Raw genomic sequence first — 17,148 nt, forward strand, 5'->3', positions numbered from 1 at the left:
CATATAACAAAATATGTATTGGCTAGATTAGCTGACTAAAATAATTCAAGGTTCAAGCAGATGATAAACCCTAAAAAGATTGAAGAAATTGCCAAGCAAATTACTGAAAATATGCCTCAAGGCGTTAAAAATATCGCTGAAACGGTAGAAAGCAAAACTAAGCAAGTTTTACAGAGTAAACTATCACAAATGGATTTTGTTTCTCGCGAAGAATTTGAAATACAAACACAAGTTCTGATCCGCACTCGTGAAAAACTAACAACACTTGAAGAAAAAGTATCTCAGCTTGAAGCTATCTTAGCTGAAAAAGAATAATGTATATTTGCTGGGCTAAACTTATAAATTTAGCCCAGATAAAGTATTAAATTAGAAATAAAAATCAATCGTTAAATACCAAGCATCAAAATCACCTTCATGGATCATCATATCTCTGTCTATCCAACCATCTTGAGTTAAGTATTCTAAATATATCCAACCAGGACCATAATCATAACTTATACCTGGCGCATAAGCCGTTATCGTATCTGCACTATTGCCCAATGTATCTGGTTTAGCCCAAGTCGCATCAAAGATAAAATTCCATTCATTCATTTGATAACTAAACTCAAATCCATAACGCGTATTTTCAATAATATCAACTAAATTTGCTTGCGAAGCATAAGCTTGTGGTAACTCTCTTTGACCATCAATATATTCAGCCTTGATATAAAAGTTATCAAATTTCCCGTGATAATAAGCACTCCATGCTTGATGATCGCCCGTTAAGTCATTTTCAGGAGATATTAAATCCTGTAACTTACCACTTTGACCAGATAGGCCTAAAATATGTCTTTCAGTCATTGGGATTTTTACATCTGCAACAAAAGTTTTCACCTTACGGTAAGTGGTACTACTACCCCAATGTTTATTATCATCGGTTGAATCGGTAGATGTTTCACCCCAATCATCAGCATGAAAATAAGCAAGTTGGTAATCAAACAGTTCGGTTTGAGCCATTAACTTTAAACCCACATCCATTTGATCTCCATAGGCAGCTTGAAACATATCACCCGGCCAAAAATTGGCAGTTTTCCATGCAAAAGGTACCTGAGATTTCCCCACGATTAGTTTATAATTTTCAGATAAATCAAAACCAACCCAAGCTTTGTGTAATGTAGAGTTATCTCCAGAAGCATTATTTTCAGAATCTGTAAATGCACCATTACCAATTCTAAATTCAGCCGAGTATGACCAATTACCTTTACCTTCAGGTGCTTCGCCATCAATATATAAAATTAACGCTTCATCAGAGATATCCCCTACTGTATTTTTATCTCTTTCATTATCCTCTATATAACTATAGTTGAACCAAACTCCGCCCGATATTGCAGGTGAAGCAAAGCATTTCCCGCTCAATATAAGTATTATAAAAAAAAAGATGGTCGAATATTTGTTCATTACTTGTTCCTCAGGCAACTAATTACTGCAAGTGTAGTAATAGCTTCAAAATATATCTAACAATTATAACTATAAGTTGATGATTCTTCTTCTAGAATCTATATTTACTGCAATATTAAACTTATGCTGAGTACCTTTATGACTATATCTCAAAAGCTAATAGCGGCTTTTATTGCAACAATCACACTGCCTTTGTTGGTTATTTCTATTTTGATGGTAAGTCAAACTAGAGAGCAAGCTTATGAGAATATGCAAGATGCGAATACAAGAGAAGTTTCACAAATTGATAACGCTATAAATTTGTTTTTTGGTGAAATTGAAAAAAATGTAAATTACTTATCCCATCACTCACATGTCACGTCAGGTGCCTCAGGTATAGAAACTTATTTAGATAATACAAACGCCACAACTATAGACCCAACAAATAATGACCCAATAGAAGCAAATATTTATAAATTATTTACAGAATTTGGCGAGTCTCATGATGGTATTTCATATATTTATATGGGTAATCTAGAAGGTGGATATACACAATGGCCTAATGGTAGTGTTGGCGCTAATTATGACCCTAGGTCTAGACCTTGGTTTAAAACGGGCATGCAAGCAGATGGCACAACTGTGAGAACAAAAGCTTATTACTGGGAGCCTGATGATGCCGTTATTGTATCAACAGTAAAAGCAATTAAATCAGCTAATGGGGAATCATTTGGCGTAACAGGAATGGATGTTAGCCTTAAAGGCTTAACTGAAATGGTTTCAAAAATAAAATTAGGGGAAACCGGATATCTAATGCTGGTTGAAGATACCGGCACCATACTTGTTGACCCTAAACATACCAAAAATAATTTTAAACCACTTAATGAAGTGAGTAATGGTTTATATAAACAATTATCAAAGCTCAGTAGCGGACAAGTTGAAATTGAGATTAATAACCAAACTTATTTAGCAAATATATATACATCTCAAAAGCTTGGTTGGAAGTTTATTGGCTTACTTAAAACCAGTGAGGTACTAGCATCTGCAAACAAAATGGCAACCACTATCATAGTTATCAGCCTGATTTTAATTGGTTTATTTTCAACTGGGGCAATTTATTTAGCACGTTTAATCTCTAAGCCTATTATTGAAGTAACCGATGGCTTAGAACTTATTTCTCAAGGTGGTGGCGACTTAACTCAAAGACTAACAATACGTACAGGGGATGAAACAGGAAAGCTAGCGCATAGCTTTAATTTATTTTTAACTTCAATCGCCAATTTAGTTAAAGAAATCAATGATACGTCTCATAATGTAAATGGTTCTGCAGATCAGTCTTCTAGTTTATCACTCACTTTAAATGATTCAATTCAATTACAGCAGCAAGCACTTGAACAAGCAGCTACTGCTGTAAATGAAATGGCAGCTACGGCAAATGAAGTTGCTTCAAGTTGCGCTAATGCAGCTGACTCTGCTAATGCGTCAAAACAAGCTTCTGATGACGGTCAAAAAATCATTGAAAAATCTGTTGCTAGCGTTAGCTCATTAAGCGAAACAATAAGAAGTGCAGCAGATGACATTCAGCATCTAGATATAGAAAGCCAAAATATTACCTCCATATTAGATGTTATAAGAGGTATTGCTGAACAAACTAATTTACTGGCACTCAACGCAGCTATAGAAGCCGCTAGAGCAGGAGAACAAGGCAGAGGGTTTTCAGTTGTTGCAGATGAAGTAAGAGCCTTGTCACAACGTACTTCAGAATCAACCGAAGAAATATCAGTTCAACTTGGTAAATTACGTAATATGACACAAAGTGTGTCTAAAGAAATGAATGACAGTTTAGCTAAATCAGGCGAAACAGTCGATCTCACAACTGCAGCAAAAGATGCATTTATTAGCATTACAGACTCAGTCGATATGATAAGCAATATGAATACACAAATTGCAACTGCAGCTGAAGAACAACAACATGTTGCAGAAGATATCAGCCGTAATGTAGTAGAAATTAAAAATGTAGCCGATGAGGTTGCTGATGTAGCGACAACAGCAAATGATAATGCTGAGCATCTATCAGGTTTATCATCAAATCTAACTTCACTTGTAGGTAAGTTTAAAACTTAATTCTTTTTATTAAAGCATTAAGCTTAAATTCAGATTGGCTTTTTTTATGTCAAAATATTTAATACCAATTGTATTAAGTAAGTTCCCATTCAGAGCCTTTGGGGGTTTTCAATTCTAGGCATGTTATCGCAGTAATGGTTACTCCCTTAAAAGATAACATAACAACGAAGTGTAAACCCCAGAGGATCCTGTAAGGCGGGTTTAAAAGCGATTTATACTGCGTTAAATAATTTTGAAATAGAATAACTATGACTTCAATTATTTGCCTTGTCTAAAGCGCTTTTAATTCCCGCTGAATGAGAAGTTAATTAGTACAATTGCTATAACACTAGCGTTCAAATACTTCTTTTGTTGCTTGCTGATAAATACTTAAAAGCTCTTTACTGTTAGTTGTACAAGAGTTCAGATCACTTAAATGACCATCTTTTAAGCCATAAATCCAACCATGTACTGTTAATTCTTGGCCTCGATCCCATGCATCTTGCACAATAGAAGTTTGGCTAACATTTTTAACTTGCTCAATCACGTTTAGCTCACATAAAGTATCTACACGTTTTTCGTAGTCTTCAATTTCATTTAATTGCTCAGTATGCTTTTCTTTTACATCTACAACATGTCTTAACCAATTATCAATTAAACCTAACTTTGCACCATCAAGAGCAGCTTTTACACCACCACAGGCGTAGTGACCTACAACCATGATATGCTTTACTTTTAAAACTTCTACAGCATACTGCATTACAGATAAACAGTTATGGTCAGTATGAACTACCACATTTGCTACATTTCTATGAACAAATAATTCACCTGGTAATAACCCTACAATTTCATTTGCCGGTACACGTGAGTCTGAGCAACCTATCCATAAATAATCTGGATTTTGCTGCATTGAAAGTACTTTGAAAAACTCAGGGTTGTCTTTAGTTGTTTGACAGGCCCAGTGTCGATTATTATCAAATAGATTTTTTAAATGTTTCATTGCGTCCCTTGGTAATACAATATAGTTAAATTTTATGTGCGCGTATTAATATATTTCTTGGTGTCACTTGCTTATTGCAGAATTCATTCACTACAACATCATAGCCATGTTGCTGTAAATACAAAACACGATCTAAAATCAGCCAAATTTCAATTGGCCTTCTAAACAAATGGCGTATTAATTCAATTTTTTCAGTTATTTTTTTTCTCGCTTTACCTTTCTGGTAGTAATTTTCGAAATCAATATCCTGAGGTAAATCTAAAGATTTTTTTTCTGCGGCCCATATGCAAAATGCTTCAAAATTAGTAGAAAACATACTTTTACTAACCGAAGGTACACTAATATATTTATCTGTACCTGTTACATCTCGCATCAACTGATCAAAGCCTAAACGCCACTCTACCTCAAGGGTACGCTTTTGCGTGATCCGATCAGCTGCAGTAACCGTTTCTTGTAATGCAAGTTTTAGATCATAATTAGATAAGTTTAGCTCACTATTTAAACCTTCATTGCTCATTGCTTGGTATTGATTTGACTCTTGCATTAAGTGATAACAACAAGGTGATAAAGACAGTTTTTGTGTTTTAGAAGAAACAGCTTGCCTCATCAAAGTTTGATGTAATTGACCACAAGCATGTAATGCTACAGCATGTTGTTCTTGTTTAATCTGTTGTGATAGATCATCTTGCAACACATCAGCTTGGGTAAAATTGATATTCATATCATATTTTTTTGCCAATGCTGTACCTTGCTCACATAAGTGAGGCTGGATCTCAACGCTATGTACTTTTTTAGTACCTTTAAAAGCCAACATACGGCCTAAATGCCCCTTACCGGCACACCATTCAAGTACAGGTAATTCCGTTTCATCAACAGCTGCAACAAATGATTTTAATTGTGCGAGTTTCCGGCCTTTAATACCTGCTTCGAGCCAAAATGGAAATTCCACTTCTTTTGTAACCATTGAAAAAATATCTATAAGCGTTTTTAATTCAGCTAGTTGCGGGATCACATCAGAAAAGTATTCATAAGATAAATCAGGATTTTGTTCTAATTCTAATAATTGTGCTGAGCTTAAACTATTAAGCTTATCAAGTAGTTGCGGCCACGGCAGTTCATTTTGAGAAAAAGCAAGTAATTGCCAATATTGACGAGTCGAAACTAAAATCTGGTCTAACTGTTGAAAATGAGCAAGGTAATTCATAAAACGACATAACAAAAAACGATGCCTAATTATAGCAGCGATAGCAAGCATATGATCACTTTTTAAGAATTAAAGATTTCTTAAATCTAAGGTAAATATTGCAATAAATAACAGTTAAATATCATCTATTTTTTACCTTAAAACCAGTATATTCAATTTCTCTAGTGGAAAATCTTACTTAATGGTAAATTTATCAATACTCGACTTAGGTTTTGCTGTAATTATGTATTTATCATTTATAGACATTTTTGATTTGTTTTTTAGGTTTGCCATTATAGGGCAGTTTTTTTTAGTGTCTGTAATTTACTTAGCCAAAAACATCACCTTTAAGTCGCAATTGGTTATCACTTTAATGATTTGTGCCAGTGCCTATTTATTATTAACACCGCAAATACCCAACCACCATTATGGTTATTTTAGAGGCGTATTACTCTTTTTTACTGATTTAATGCCTTATGTTTTATGGTTTTATGCTTGCTCTCTATTAGATGATGATTTCCATCCTAAAAATTGGCATATCGCTATTCAAACAAGCTTAATTGCTGCTATTTTATGGTTGTTATACTTTTTCATATACTTACAAGGCAATGGTGCCTTCCATCAAATAAACCACGCCATTGAAGCTGTTGTTTTAGTCCATATCATTTACCTAGTATTAAAAGATATTAATGATGACCTCATAGATAAACGTCGCAAGATTCGCATGTTTATTGTGTTATTGACTACTTTTTACGGTTCTATTTTAGTGCTGTTTGAACTTACAAAAAGTGATTTTGTTCACACTTCTATTTTTAGCTTAGCCAACTCAGCTTTAATATTTATTGGTACCAATATTTTTTATCTGGTTTTATTAAAACAATATAAATCTCAGCAAGACATACAAAATACTCATATTGTAGAACCAGAAGAAATTAAAAATAATCAGCCCAAAACAATCAATCTATTTCAAGCTGAGTTAGATAAACTAAATTTATTTATTGAAGAAGAAAAGTTTACTGAAACAAATTTAACTATAAAAAAGTTAGCCATAATTTTAGTTATTCCGGAACATCAATTAAGAGAATTAATAAACCAAGAATTAGGATTTAAGAATTTTTCCTCTTTTTTAAATAGCCACCGCATTCCTGCTGCTTGCGCTCAATTTAAAGATCTCAACAATATCAGAAAGCCTATTTTAAGCATTGCCTTAGATTTGGGCTATGGCTCCATAGGACCATTTAATCGTGCTTTTAAAGATATTATGGGTATGACACCTACTGAATACAAAAAACAGTGTAACTGATGCTAAGTTAACTACAGACCAGTAAAATAGGCTTATCAAAAATAAAATACTCATAGCGATTTTAAAAATGACAAGGTTTTTTCAAAATCGGCTAGACCTTTTTACCTCAATAATGAAATGCTCCAATCCAAGATGAATATATAGTTCATCTCGAGATTCTATAATGAATAAAGGAGCTTCATTTGAAACATTTACTTAATTTTATACTGTTAACTTTATTACCTTTGACTTTTTTGCCTCAAGCAAAAGCGAATCATAATAGTAACAATGCCGTTCAAAAACTTATAAATATAAACTCAGGTTCTGGTAACTTTAAAATCAGAGGCGGCTACAATCATGAGGACGATAAACTCAATATTTATTATCATAAACCCAAAGCGTTTAATGCCAATTCACAAGTTTTAATTGTGATCCCTGGCGCTGGTCGCAATGCTGATGATTATCGAGATTCTTGGGTGGAGGCTGCTGAAAAATATAATGTATTAATTCTTTCTCCATCTTATAGTGAAAAAGATTATGATTTTTCAAATTATCATATGGCAGGTTTAATCAATAACTTTAAATTTAATAAAAAGCCTAGAAAAGAAAAATACAATAATCGTTATGTACTAAAAATTGATGATGAAGATATCAGTTATGATGCTTATAACAATTCAAAGAGCTTAATTTTTAGTGATTTTGACAGACTTTTTGATATCGCTATTAAAAAGTTAGGCACAAATCAAAGTCAGTATGATATTTTTGGGCATTCTGCAGGCGGTCAAATTGCACATAGACTTGCTTTATTTAAACCCAATACCAAAGTTAACCGTATCTTGGCATCAAACTCAGGTTCATATACAGCGCCAGTTTTTGAAACTAAGCTCCCCTTTGGAATTCAAGATGCGAAATTATCAGATGAGCATTTAAAACATGCCTTTAAAGAGAAGTTAACTTTATTTATTGGTGAATTGGATAATGAAAATGGCACAGGCGGCACCTTATTACATTCACCTACGGTGAACAAACAAGGTTTACATCGCTATGCACGTGCTCAGTACTTTTATAAAACAGCAAAAAAAGCGGCTAAAAATTTAAACACTCCAATTAACTGGCAGTTAAAAATCATTCCTAATATTGGCCATAATTATAGATTAATGGGAAAAGCTGCTGCAGAGCATTTATATGCAAACTTATAAAGTTATATAAAACATATGTGTAACAGGTGAGCCTTAGCTCACCTTCAATAAAAATTTTAGGTTATTCATGTTAAAAAAATTAATCGTAATCCTTAGTATCCTATTTAGTGGGCTTAGCATTGCCAATATAGCAGCTAAAACAAAACAGCTAGATCAAGCATTAACTCACCTTCAATAAAAATTTTAGGTTATTCATGTTAAAAAAATTAATCGTAATCCTTAGTATCCTATTTAGTGGGCTTAGCATTGCCAATATAGCAGCTAAAACAAAACAGCTAGATCAAGCATTAACTACTATTAGTGAATCTCATAATATCCCAGCGCTTTCAGTTGCTGTAATAGATAAAGGCAAGTATTTTTATACCGGAGGTTTTGGAGTTCAAGACAATTCTGAGCCAGTTACAGAGCATACATTATTTAGAATCGCCTCTATTACCAAACTATTTACCGCCCAAGCAATTATGCAGCTTGTAGAAAAAAACAAAGTTAAATTAGATGATGATGTCGCTAAATATATAAATTTGTTATCTGATAAAAACATCAAAATAAGAGATCTGCTTACACATACTTCAGGCCTAAAGGATGTAATAAAACCTATCTCTTTAGCAGAAAATCGTAACTTTGATACATATCTTAAACAAAGCTTGGCACTTAACAGCGAACACGATAATAGAAGCTTTAATTACGCAGATCTTAATTTTAATATATTAGGTAAAGTAATTGAGATCGCCTCAAACACAACTTATAACAATTATGTTCAAGTGAATATATTGCAAAAACTAGGTCTATCCCAATCAGGCTTTAAACTTAGCACCAATGACTTAACGCCTGATGCTCAACCTAGCTATAACTATGGATTGGTAGTTAACGCACCAACAAGACCTTACGATATTAGCTACTTTCCTAGTGAAGGGCTTATTTCATCAGTTGATGAATTATCAAAATGGCTTTTAAGCACTTTAAATCAAGATGCGAAGTTGCTACAAAAAAGCGCATTTAAAGAAATGCTCACCCCTCTAAGAAAAACAAACTGGGGAAAAATAGAAATGGGTTTAGGCTGGCAAGTCTACACAAAAAACGACATATCAGTTGCCCAACACGCAGGCTCTATTACCGGGTATAAATCTTTATTAATCACTTATCCCGAAACCAAACGTGCCATTATTATATTAGCTAACGCTAAAAATGTGCCTAGATGGCAAATAGCTAAAGTTATCAATCATATTCTTGACGATAAGCCATATGAACTCCCTAACTCAGAACAAGGTAAATATAAAACATATATTTTACTTTCGTGTTTCGCTCTATTATTGATTGTAGCCAGCTTAATACTAAAGATTACTCGTCGAAAAAGTCTATAAACGAATAATTATGACTTTAATAACTAAACAGACAATCTAAAATAGCCCATTTTAATGGGCTACTGGAACAACTTCTATTTAGTCTTTCAATAATTTATTCAGGTCCTCTAGCATTCTTTCGTCTCCCATTGTATTTTCAAGAATCGATTTTACTTTTGGGTCTTCAGTATTTTCATAAAGATGTAATAAGTTTTGAGCTATTTTCTTTTGTTTAGTAGGATTTGAACCAGATTGAAAGTATTGAGACATTAACCCCTCAGCTGCAAGGCTTTTTACATAATCATTCGGTTCTTGCTCGAGCATTTTTGCAAATGATTGTGACAATCTTTCATCTACTAGAGGTGCTCTTGAAACTAGCTCTAGCGCTTGTAATCGCAGATTTTCATCTTGCATATTGTTTGTCATATCTAAAATGGCTTCAACAGCCTGATAATCATATTGTTCCAAGTTTTTTTTGTTAAGAATATACATATTCATCTGTAATTGGCTAATTGCAGCCAGACGCTCTGCAGCAGGCAAATTATCATTTAATACTTTTAGCTTTAATTCATTACTCACTTGATTTGCAAATTCAGAATCAGTTTTGATTCTTAACTCATAGTCTTTAGGCAGATCCTCGTAAACACTATATACTGGGTTTTCAGCCTTCAACTCATCCATTTCTTTTTGTTTGTGCTTTTCAATCAGAGAAAAAACAACTGTCTCTAACGCTTGTCGAGAATGCTCCAAAGGCATAGTGGTGTCTTCTCTAGAAAAAGAGCTAAGACGCGTTTCTAATTTAACTATTCGCTCTAACAAGTATTGAACCTCAATATCACTGCTTTTTACTTCAGGTTCACTCAGAGCGATTGATTGTTTATTACTGTACGTACCTGTTGGTTCTTTTATAACATCAGTTATTATGGAATTTTGTTGAATTAAATTCATTCCAGAAAATACCAAAGCGAGTATAGAGCAAAAAAGAGCGAGATTGAGTTTAAAAGAAGACATAATAACCTTAGCTTATTATAAAAACTTGGATTCTACTGCTTCAAATAAAAATTACTGTAAGAAAGTGTTTGTTATTCAAAAAGAGGTAGCTCACGATAAAATATCACGTGAGCTTTATACTTAACTAAAATTAAGCTTTATGATTTGCAGCTAAAAATCTTTGATAACAAGGGTTATCAGTTTCTTCTTGATAAACATAAGCTAATTTATCTAAGTGTTGCTTAAATTCGGCCATATCCTGATCTGTAACTTCAAATGCAGCCAATACATTACCTATAGCTGAACCGTGATTTCGATAATGAAATAAGCTGATATTCCAATTAGCACCCAGCGTATCTAAAAAGCGCTCTAAAGCACCTGGATGTTCAGGAAACTCAAACCTAAATAACTTTTCAGTTAATGGGCTACAAGGCTTACCACCCACCATATAACGGATATGTAGCTTAGCTAACTCGTTATCAGATAAGTCAATAAAATTATATTCTTTAGAAGCTAATTGTGACTTCAACTCATCAAGTTCATCCTGGCCATTCCTCAGGCCTATGCCTACATAAATTTCAGCATCATTACTATTGTCATAACGATAGTTAAACTCAGTAATCGTTCTGCCATCTAATGCCTGGCAAAACTTTTTAAAGCTACCTTTTTCTTCATTAATAGTAACAGCTAAAAGTGCTTCATTTTTTTCACCAAGCGCAGTACGTTCAGCAACATAACGTAAGCGATCAAAGTTCAAGTTTGCACCCGATAACACCGCTGCTAGATTTTGGCCTTTTACACCGGTATCTAAACACCATTTTTTAAGCCCTGCTAATGCTAAGCCACCAGATGGTTCTGCAACAGCACGCGTAGATACAAAAATATCTTGCATTGCTGCACATATTTCATCACTTGATACGGTAATAACTTTATCGCAAAACTGCTGCGCTAATCTAAATGTTTCAGTGCCTATCACCTTTACTGCGACACCATCTGCAAAACTACCAACACGATCAAGTTCTACTGGTTTACCCGCTTTTAATGCGGCTTCTAAACACGCACTTTCTTGAAACTCTACGCCTATTACCTGTATTTCAGGATTAAGTGATTTGATATAAACAGCCATACCAGCCAATAAACCACCGCCACCAACCGGAATAAATACCGCATCTAAGTTTGGTAATTGCTGCATAAGTTCACGTGCAATGGTGCCTTGTCCTACGATGACATCAGGGTCATCAAATGGTGGAACAAAGATAGCGCCCTCTTTTTCAGCCAGTTCTTTTGCATAAGCATTTGCAGCATCAAAATGATGACCATGTAAAATGACTTCACCACCTAAACTTCTTACTGCATTCACTTTTATATCAGGCGTGGTATCTGGCATCACGATCGCTGCGGTATGACCTAAGTGACTTGCACTTAATGCAACACCTTGTGCATGATTACCCGCTGAAGCTGTGACTACTTTAGAGTTAGCAGGTAATTTTTTTAGCTTATGAAAAGCACCACGTAGTTTAAATGAATAAACAGGTTGCTGATCTTCACGTTTAAGCCAAATTTTGTTTTCTAACTTTTTTTCAAGGCTGGTAACTGGGCTAACGTCAGTCAATTTAGCTAATGGCGCCATATTGGCTTGGATGATAGCTCTGAAATAATCTAATTCTTTACTGACCATATTACATTCCTACAGTTTGAATGACGCGAGTCATTCAAACTTAAATTCTATTTTTCTATTCGCTAGACAAGCTTGTCTAACTTAGCCAAATCTCTTACCGCACCTTTATCTGCACTTGTAACAAGTAGCGAATACGCTTTTAATGCAGGGCTTACAACACGGTTTCTATCAACTGGCTTATAAGCATCTTTACCTCTAGCGTCTTGTTTTTCACGGCGGGTCTTTAGCTCAGCATCAGAAATATCTATTGAAATACCGCGGTTAGGGATATCTATAATAATTGAATCGCCGTCTTCAACTAATGCAATTGCGCCACCAGCAGCAGCTTCTGGTGAAGCATGACCAATTGATAAACCAGATGTACCACCAGAGAAACGTCCATCAGTGATCAATGCACATTTTTCAGCTAAGCCCATAGATTTTAAATAACTTGTTGGATAAAGCATTTCTTGCATACCCGGTCCACCTTTAGGACCTTCATAGCGAATAACAACCACATCGCCAGCTTTAACTTCTTCATTTAGAATGCCATCAACAGCATCATCTTGTGATTCATATACTTTTGCTGGACCAGTAAAAGTCAACATATCATCAACGACACCGGCACTTTTAACAATACAGCCATCAACAGCAATATTTCCGTAAAGTGCACATAAACCGCCGTCTTGTCTGAATGCATGTTCTACACTACGAACACAGCCATTTTCACGGTCTATATCAAGCTCTGGCCAACGACATTCTTGGCTCATACCTTTGGTTGTACGAATACCTGCAGGACCTGCTTTATAAAACTTTTGCGCTTTAACGTTATCTGGGTTTGTTGCATCCCATTTATTGATTAAATCGCCAATGCTACCACCAGCAACATGCTCACAAGATAAATCAAGTAAACCCGCTTTACCTAACTCATTTAAAATACCCATAATACCACCAGCGCGATGCACATCTTCAATATGGTATTGTGGTGTTGCAGGTGCAACTTTGCATAAATAAGGTGTTTTAAGAGAAAGTGCATTGATATGTGTCATATCAAAATCAACACCTGCTTCTTGTGCGGCTGCTAATAAATGTAATACAGTATTTGATGAACCACCCATCGCAATATCTAGTGTCATAGCGTTTTCAAATGCAGCTCGACTGGCAATATTACGTGGTAATACAGCTTCATTATCTTTCTGATAATACTCACGACATAAATCTACGATACGAGCAGATGCATCTAGGTATAACTGCTTACGATCTTTATGCGTTGCTAAAGTAGTCCCGTTTCCTGGCAATGCTAAGCCTAAGCCTTCTAATAAACAGTTCATTGAATTTGCTGTAAACATGCCAGAACAAGAACCACATGTAGGACATGCAGAACGCTCCACTTGCTCCGATTGCTCATCACTTACAGTTGGATCTGCAGCTTGAACCATGGCATCTACTAAATCTAATTTCACATCAATAGATGCAAGCTTAGTTTTACCCGCTTCCATAGGTCCACCCGATACAAAAATCACAGGGATATTCAATCTAAATGCAGCAAGCATCATACCTGGCGTGATTTTGTCACAGTTTGAAATACATACCATAGCATCAGCACAATGGGCATTTACCATGTATTCAACTGAATCTGCAATCAAATCTCTAGAAGGTAAAGAATACAACATGCCACTGTGACCCATGGCAATACCATCATCTATCGCGATAGTATTAAACTCTTTTGGTACACCACCCGCTTCAGTGATTGCATCAGCTACTAGCTCACTTAACTGATTTAAATGTACGTGGCCTGGTACAAATTGGGTAAATGAATTTACAACCGCAATAATTGGTTTACCAAAATCCTTATCTGTCATACCTGTCGCACGCCATAATGCTCTTGCGCCTGCGCGTTTACGACCTTCAGTTGTAGTTGCACTTCTTAATTTAGCCATCATTTACCTCAATTTATTTCTGCAGCTATTTAGCTACATTTCCTCATTCCCAAAACTATTCTTTATTTCCACGCAATGGTTTTTATAAAGATGCGTAATAGATTTATTCGTTTATATATTCTAACCAACCATGCTTGTCATCAGATTGACCTTTTACTAAGTCAAAATAAGCTTGTTGTAATTCTTTTGTGATAGGCCCACGTTTACCGCTACCTACTTGAATTTTGTCTACGCTACGTACAGGAACTACTTCAGCTGCGGTACCTGTCATAAAGAACTCATCAGCTAAATATAATGCTTCACGAGCGATTGATTCCTCACGTACTTCATAACCACGCTCTCGTGCTAAAGTCATTAACGTATCACGCGTTAAGCCCGGTAAAATACATGCCGTTGTAGGTGGTGTGTAAAGTATGCCTTTCTTAATTACAAATAAGTTTTCGCCCGCACCTTCACTTAAATTACCATTGGTATCAAGTGCAATGCCTTCAACATAACCATTACGCTTAGCTTCACCTGAGATCAGCTGAGAAGATAAGTAGTTACCACCTGCTTTTGCTGCAGTAGGCATAGTATTAGGTGCTAAACGATTCCAAGATGAAATACATACATCTACACCATTTTCTAGGCTTTCATCACCCAAATATGCGCCCCACTCCATTGCCGCTACAGATACTTCGGCAAGATGAGATTTTGGATTTAAACCTAAGCCAACATTCCCTAAATAAGCAAAAGGGCGTAAATAAGCATTTGTTAAACCATTTTCTTTTACTGCGTCTTTACAAGCTTGTGTGATTTCTTCCAATGTATAAGGAATTTCCATACGATAAATTTTGGCTGAATCATATAAACGTTGAATATGATCAGTTAAACGAAAAATAGCTGGGCCCTTAGGTGTATCATACGCTCTGACACCTTCAAACACTGAACTACCGTAGTGAAGAGCATGACTCAATACACTTGTTGTAGCTTGTTCAGCTGGAACCATTTTACCGTTAAACCAAATTAAATCTGACATGACAAATACCCTTTATATTTAAAATTTATTAAATTGCTTGTTGGTGCGCTTGTTCTGCTAACTCTACATTATGAACATCAATTAATTTTGCTAGTTGCAATGTAAGTAAATGAATAGGACGATCACTATCTACTGTCATATTAACAAAGTACTTATCTTCAACAGCTTCTAAGTTCAGTTGTAATAAAGAAAAGCCACGGTGGCGTACAACACGTAAAAAACGCTCAACTGCAACACTTTGATTTTTTACTTCAACTTTTAATTGATGTTTCATTATTTCACCTCAGTTCCCATTTAATCTTTTCTGCACATGATGGAGTTAATAGCCAATACGTGCTCGTATCTTTCAGCTTATTTAACTTCTGTTACCATTTGATCATTAGCCGCACCAGGTGGAACAAGCGGCCAAACATTATCTTTATCATCTATGCAAGCATGTAGTATATAAGGACCTTTTGAATCTACTAATGCTTGAACTGCATCATCTACTTCACTTGCTTTAGTGATAGTTTGGCCTTTAATGCCAAACACGGCAGCTAAAGCCACAAAATCAGGATTATCAGAAAGGATAGTCTCACTATAGCGTTCTTCAAAAAACATTTGCTGCCACTGTCTTACCATGCCCAATCTTTGGTTATCTATTACAAGTATTTTTACTGGTAAGTTATTACGACGTATCGTTGCAAGCTCTTGTATATTCATCATGATAGAACCATCACCCGACACTGTGATAACAAAATCATCTGGGCGAGCAACTTGTACACCTATAGCAGCAGGTAAACCAAAGCCCATAGTACCTGCACCACCACTACTTAAATGGTTTTTAGGACTATTAAATTTCATATGTTGTGCCACCCACATTTGATGTTGGCCAACATCACAACACACCACGCCATTGCTAGGCATAGTTTGGCTTAATTTATTTAATAAGTAAGGTGCAAAAACAGTTTCGCCTGGATAATCATAGCGCCAAGCATGTTTTACCATCATTTCTTTTATATGTACTAACCAAGCTTCATTGGTTTTTGGATGCGCTAATAAAGGCAATGAATCATGTAAATCTGCAATTAAAGATGCCTCAGCAGGTTTACGTTTACCCACTTCAGCAGCATCTATATCTAAATGGATGATTTTTGCATTTGAAGCAAACTTGCTTAAGTTACCTGTAACACGATCATCAAAACGTGCACCTATACATACTAACAAGTCACATTCTTGCACAGCTAAATTAGCAGCTTGTCCACCATGCATACCTAACATGCCTAAATCATATTCATAGTCAGGTAATACTGAGCCTAACGCTTTTAAGGTAGATACAGCTGGCATATTGGTTTCATTTAAAAATGCCATTAATTTTTCTTGGGCGTCAGCAGCATGAACACCACCACCAACATAGGCTATTGGCATTTTAGCTTCTTTTAATAATTCGTTAGCTTTAGCTACTTCATTTAAGTCAACTTGAGGTTGATAATCTTCAGCGGCTAACCAAGGTTTAAAGTTAACTTGCGCTAATTGGATGTCTTTAGGGATATCAACTAAAACTGGTCCGGGGCGACCAGAAGTAGCAACGTGAATTGCCTCTTGTAAGATCTCAGCTAAGTCTTCAGCGCGTTCAACCATATAGCTATGCTTAGTGATGGCTAAAGACACACCTAAAACATCAACTTCTTGGAAGGCATCTGAGCCAATTGCAGCTGTTGGTACTTGACCTGTGATAGCCAATAATGGAATTGAATCCATCATAGCATCTGCGATAGAAGTCACTAAGTTTGTAGCACCAGGACCTGATGTTGCAAAACAAACACCTAATTTACCTGTGCTTCGGGTATAACCGATAGCAGAAAAACCAGCTGCTTGCTCATGACGTGTTAAATAATGCTTAACCGGTGCACCATATAGCGCATCGTAGATAGGCATAATAGCGCCACCTGGGTAACCAAATACGTCTTTTACACCATGTTTGGCTAATAACTCGATTAATAACTCTGCGCCTGTCATCCTCAATCCCAACCCTGTACTTAAA

At 35.5% G+C, this 17,148-nt stretch carries 14 protein-coding genes; 5 read left to right on the forward strand and 9 right to left on the reverse strand.

All coding sequences use genetic code 11. The features are described from left to right. The first annotated feature begins 60 nt into the window (after positions 1-60). On the forward strand, positions 61-315 hold the full coding sequence (locus tag PSA_RS00325; protein WP_042146648.1) for an accessory factor UbiK family protein: 255 nt from the start codon (positions 61-63) through the stop codon (positions 313-315). Positions 316-366: 51 nt separating this feature from the next. On the opposite strand, the gene PSA_RS00330 is transcribed toward PSA_RS00325, so the two are convergent. Then, positions 367-1,437 carry a hypothetical protein gene (locus tag PSA_RS00330; RefSeq protein WP_042146650.1) on the reverse strand — a complete coding sequence of 357 codons (1,071 nt, stop codon included), beginning with the start codon at positions 1,435-1,437 and terminating at the stop codon, positions 367-369. 138 nt (positions 1,438-1,575) lie between these two features. Here PSA_RS00330 and PSA_RS00335 point away from each other — a divergent pair, with 138 nt between their 5' ends. Beyond that, positions 1,576-3,537, forward strand: coding sequence for a methyl-accepting chemotaxis protein (locus PSA_RS00335; RefSeq protein ID WP_042146652.1), 1,962 nt, complete (start codon positions 1,576-1,578; stop codon positions 3,535-3,537). 328 nt (positions 3,538-3,865) lie between these two features. Here PSA_RS00335 and can read toward each other — a convergent pair whose 3' ends face one another. Both can and PSA_RS00345 read right to left on the reverse strand, forming a co-directional pair. Further along, entirely contained in the window at positions 3,866-4,516 is a 651-nt protein-coding gene (gene can, locus PSA_RS00340; protein WP_042146654.1) for a carbonate dehydratase, read from the reverse strand. Positions 4,517-4,541: 25 nt separating this feature from the next. Further along, positions 4,542-5,720 (reverse strand): methyltransferase, encoded by a 1,179-nt coding sequence (locus PSA_RS00345; protein ID WP_042146662.1) that lies wholly within the window; start codon positions 5,718-5,720, stop codon positions 4,542-4,544. 181 nt (positions 5,721-5,901) lie between these two features. Between PSA_RS00345 and PSA_RS00350 the strand changes: the two genes are divergently transcribed. The 3 genes from PSA_RS00350 (at position 5,902) to PSA_RS00360 (ending at position 9,541) form a co-directional block, all read left to right on the forward strand. After that, complete coding sequence (locus tag PSA_RS00350; protein ID WP_042146657.1) at positions 5,902-7,002, forward strand: AraC family transcriptional regulator; 1,101 nt, start codon at positions 5,902-5,904, stop codon at positions 7,000-7,002. 182 nt (positions 7,003-7,184) lie between these two features. Continuing rightward, complete coding sequence (locus PSA_RS00355; RefSeq protein ID WP_052380044.1) at positions 7,185-8,180, forward strand: hypothetical protein; 996 nt, start codon at positions 7,185-7,187, stop codon at positions 8,178-8,180. A 194-nt stretch (positions 8,181-8,374) separates the two neighbouring features. After that, positions 8,375-9,541: a serine hydrolase gene (locus PSA_RS00360; RefSeq protein WP_059364666.1), complete on the forward strand. Its 1,167-nt coding sequence runs from the start codon at positions 8,375-8,377 to the stop codon at positions 9,539-9,541. Positions 9,542-9,619: 78 nt separating this feature from the next. Here PSA_RS00360 and PSA_RS00365 read toward each other — a convergent pair whose 3' ends face one another. The 6 genes from PSA_RS00365 to ilvG form a co-directional block, all read right to left on the reverse strand. Continuing rightward, positions 9,620-10,531: a hypothetical protein gene (locus PSA_RS00365; RefSeq protein WP_042146668.1), complete on the reverse strand. Its 912-nt coding sequence runs from the start codon at positions 10,529-10,531 to the stop codon at positions 9,620-9,622. A gap of 130 nt (positions 10,532-10,661) precedes the next feature. Continuing rightward, positions 10,662-12,188 (reverse strand): threonine ammonia-lyase, biosynthetic, encoded by a 1,527-nt coding sequence (ilvA, locus tag PSA_RS00370; protein ID WP_042146670.1) that lies wholly within the window; start codon positions 12,186-12,188, stop codon positions 10,662-10,664. 62 nt (positions 12,189-12,250) lie between these two features. Beyond that, the gene (gene ilvD / locus PSA_RS00375; protein WP_042146672.1) at positions 12,251-14,107 is read right to left on the reverse strand and encodes a dihydroxy-acid dehydratase; all 1,857 of its coding nucleotides are present in this window, start codon (positions 14,105-14,107) and stop codon (positions 12,251-12,253) included. Positions 14,108-14,210: 103 nt separating this feature from the next. Further along, positions 14,211-15,125, reverse strand: coding sequence for a branched-chain amino acid transaminase (locus tag PSA_RS00380; protein WP_042146674.1), 915 nt, complete (start codon positions 15,123-15,125; stop codon positions 14,211-14,213). A 28-nt stretch (positions 15,126-15,153) separates the two neighbouring features. Beyond that, positions 15,154-15,399, reverse strand: a complete 246-nt coding sequence (ilvM, locus tag PSA_RS00385) for an acetolactate synthase 2 small subunit (protein WP_042146675.1) — start codon at positions 15,397-15,399, stop codon at positions 15,154-15,156. A gap of 77 nt (positions 15,400-15,476) precedes the next feature. Further along, on the reverse strand, positions 15,477-17,123 hold the full coding sequence (gene ilvG, locus PSA_RS00390; protein ID WP_042146678.1) for an acetolactate synthase 2 catalytic subunit: 1,647 nt from the start codon (positions 17,121-17,123) through the stop codon (positions 15,477-15,479). Between the last annotated feature and the right edge of the window lie 25 nt (positions 17,124-17,148).

The organism is Pseudoalteromonas sp. '520P1 No. 423', assembly GCF_001269985.1.
Lineage (GTDB): Bacteria > Pseudomonadota > Gammaproteobacteria > Enterobacterales > Alteromonadaceae > Pseudoalteromonas.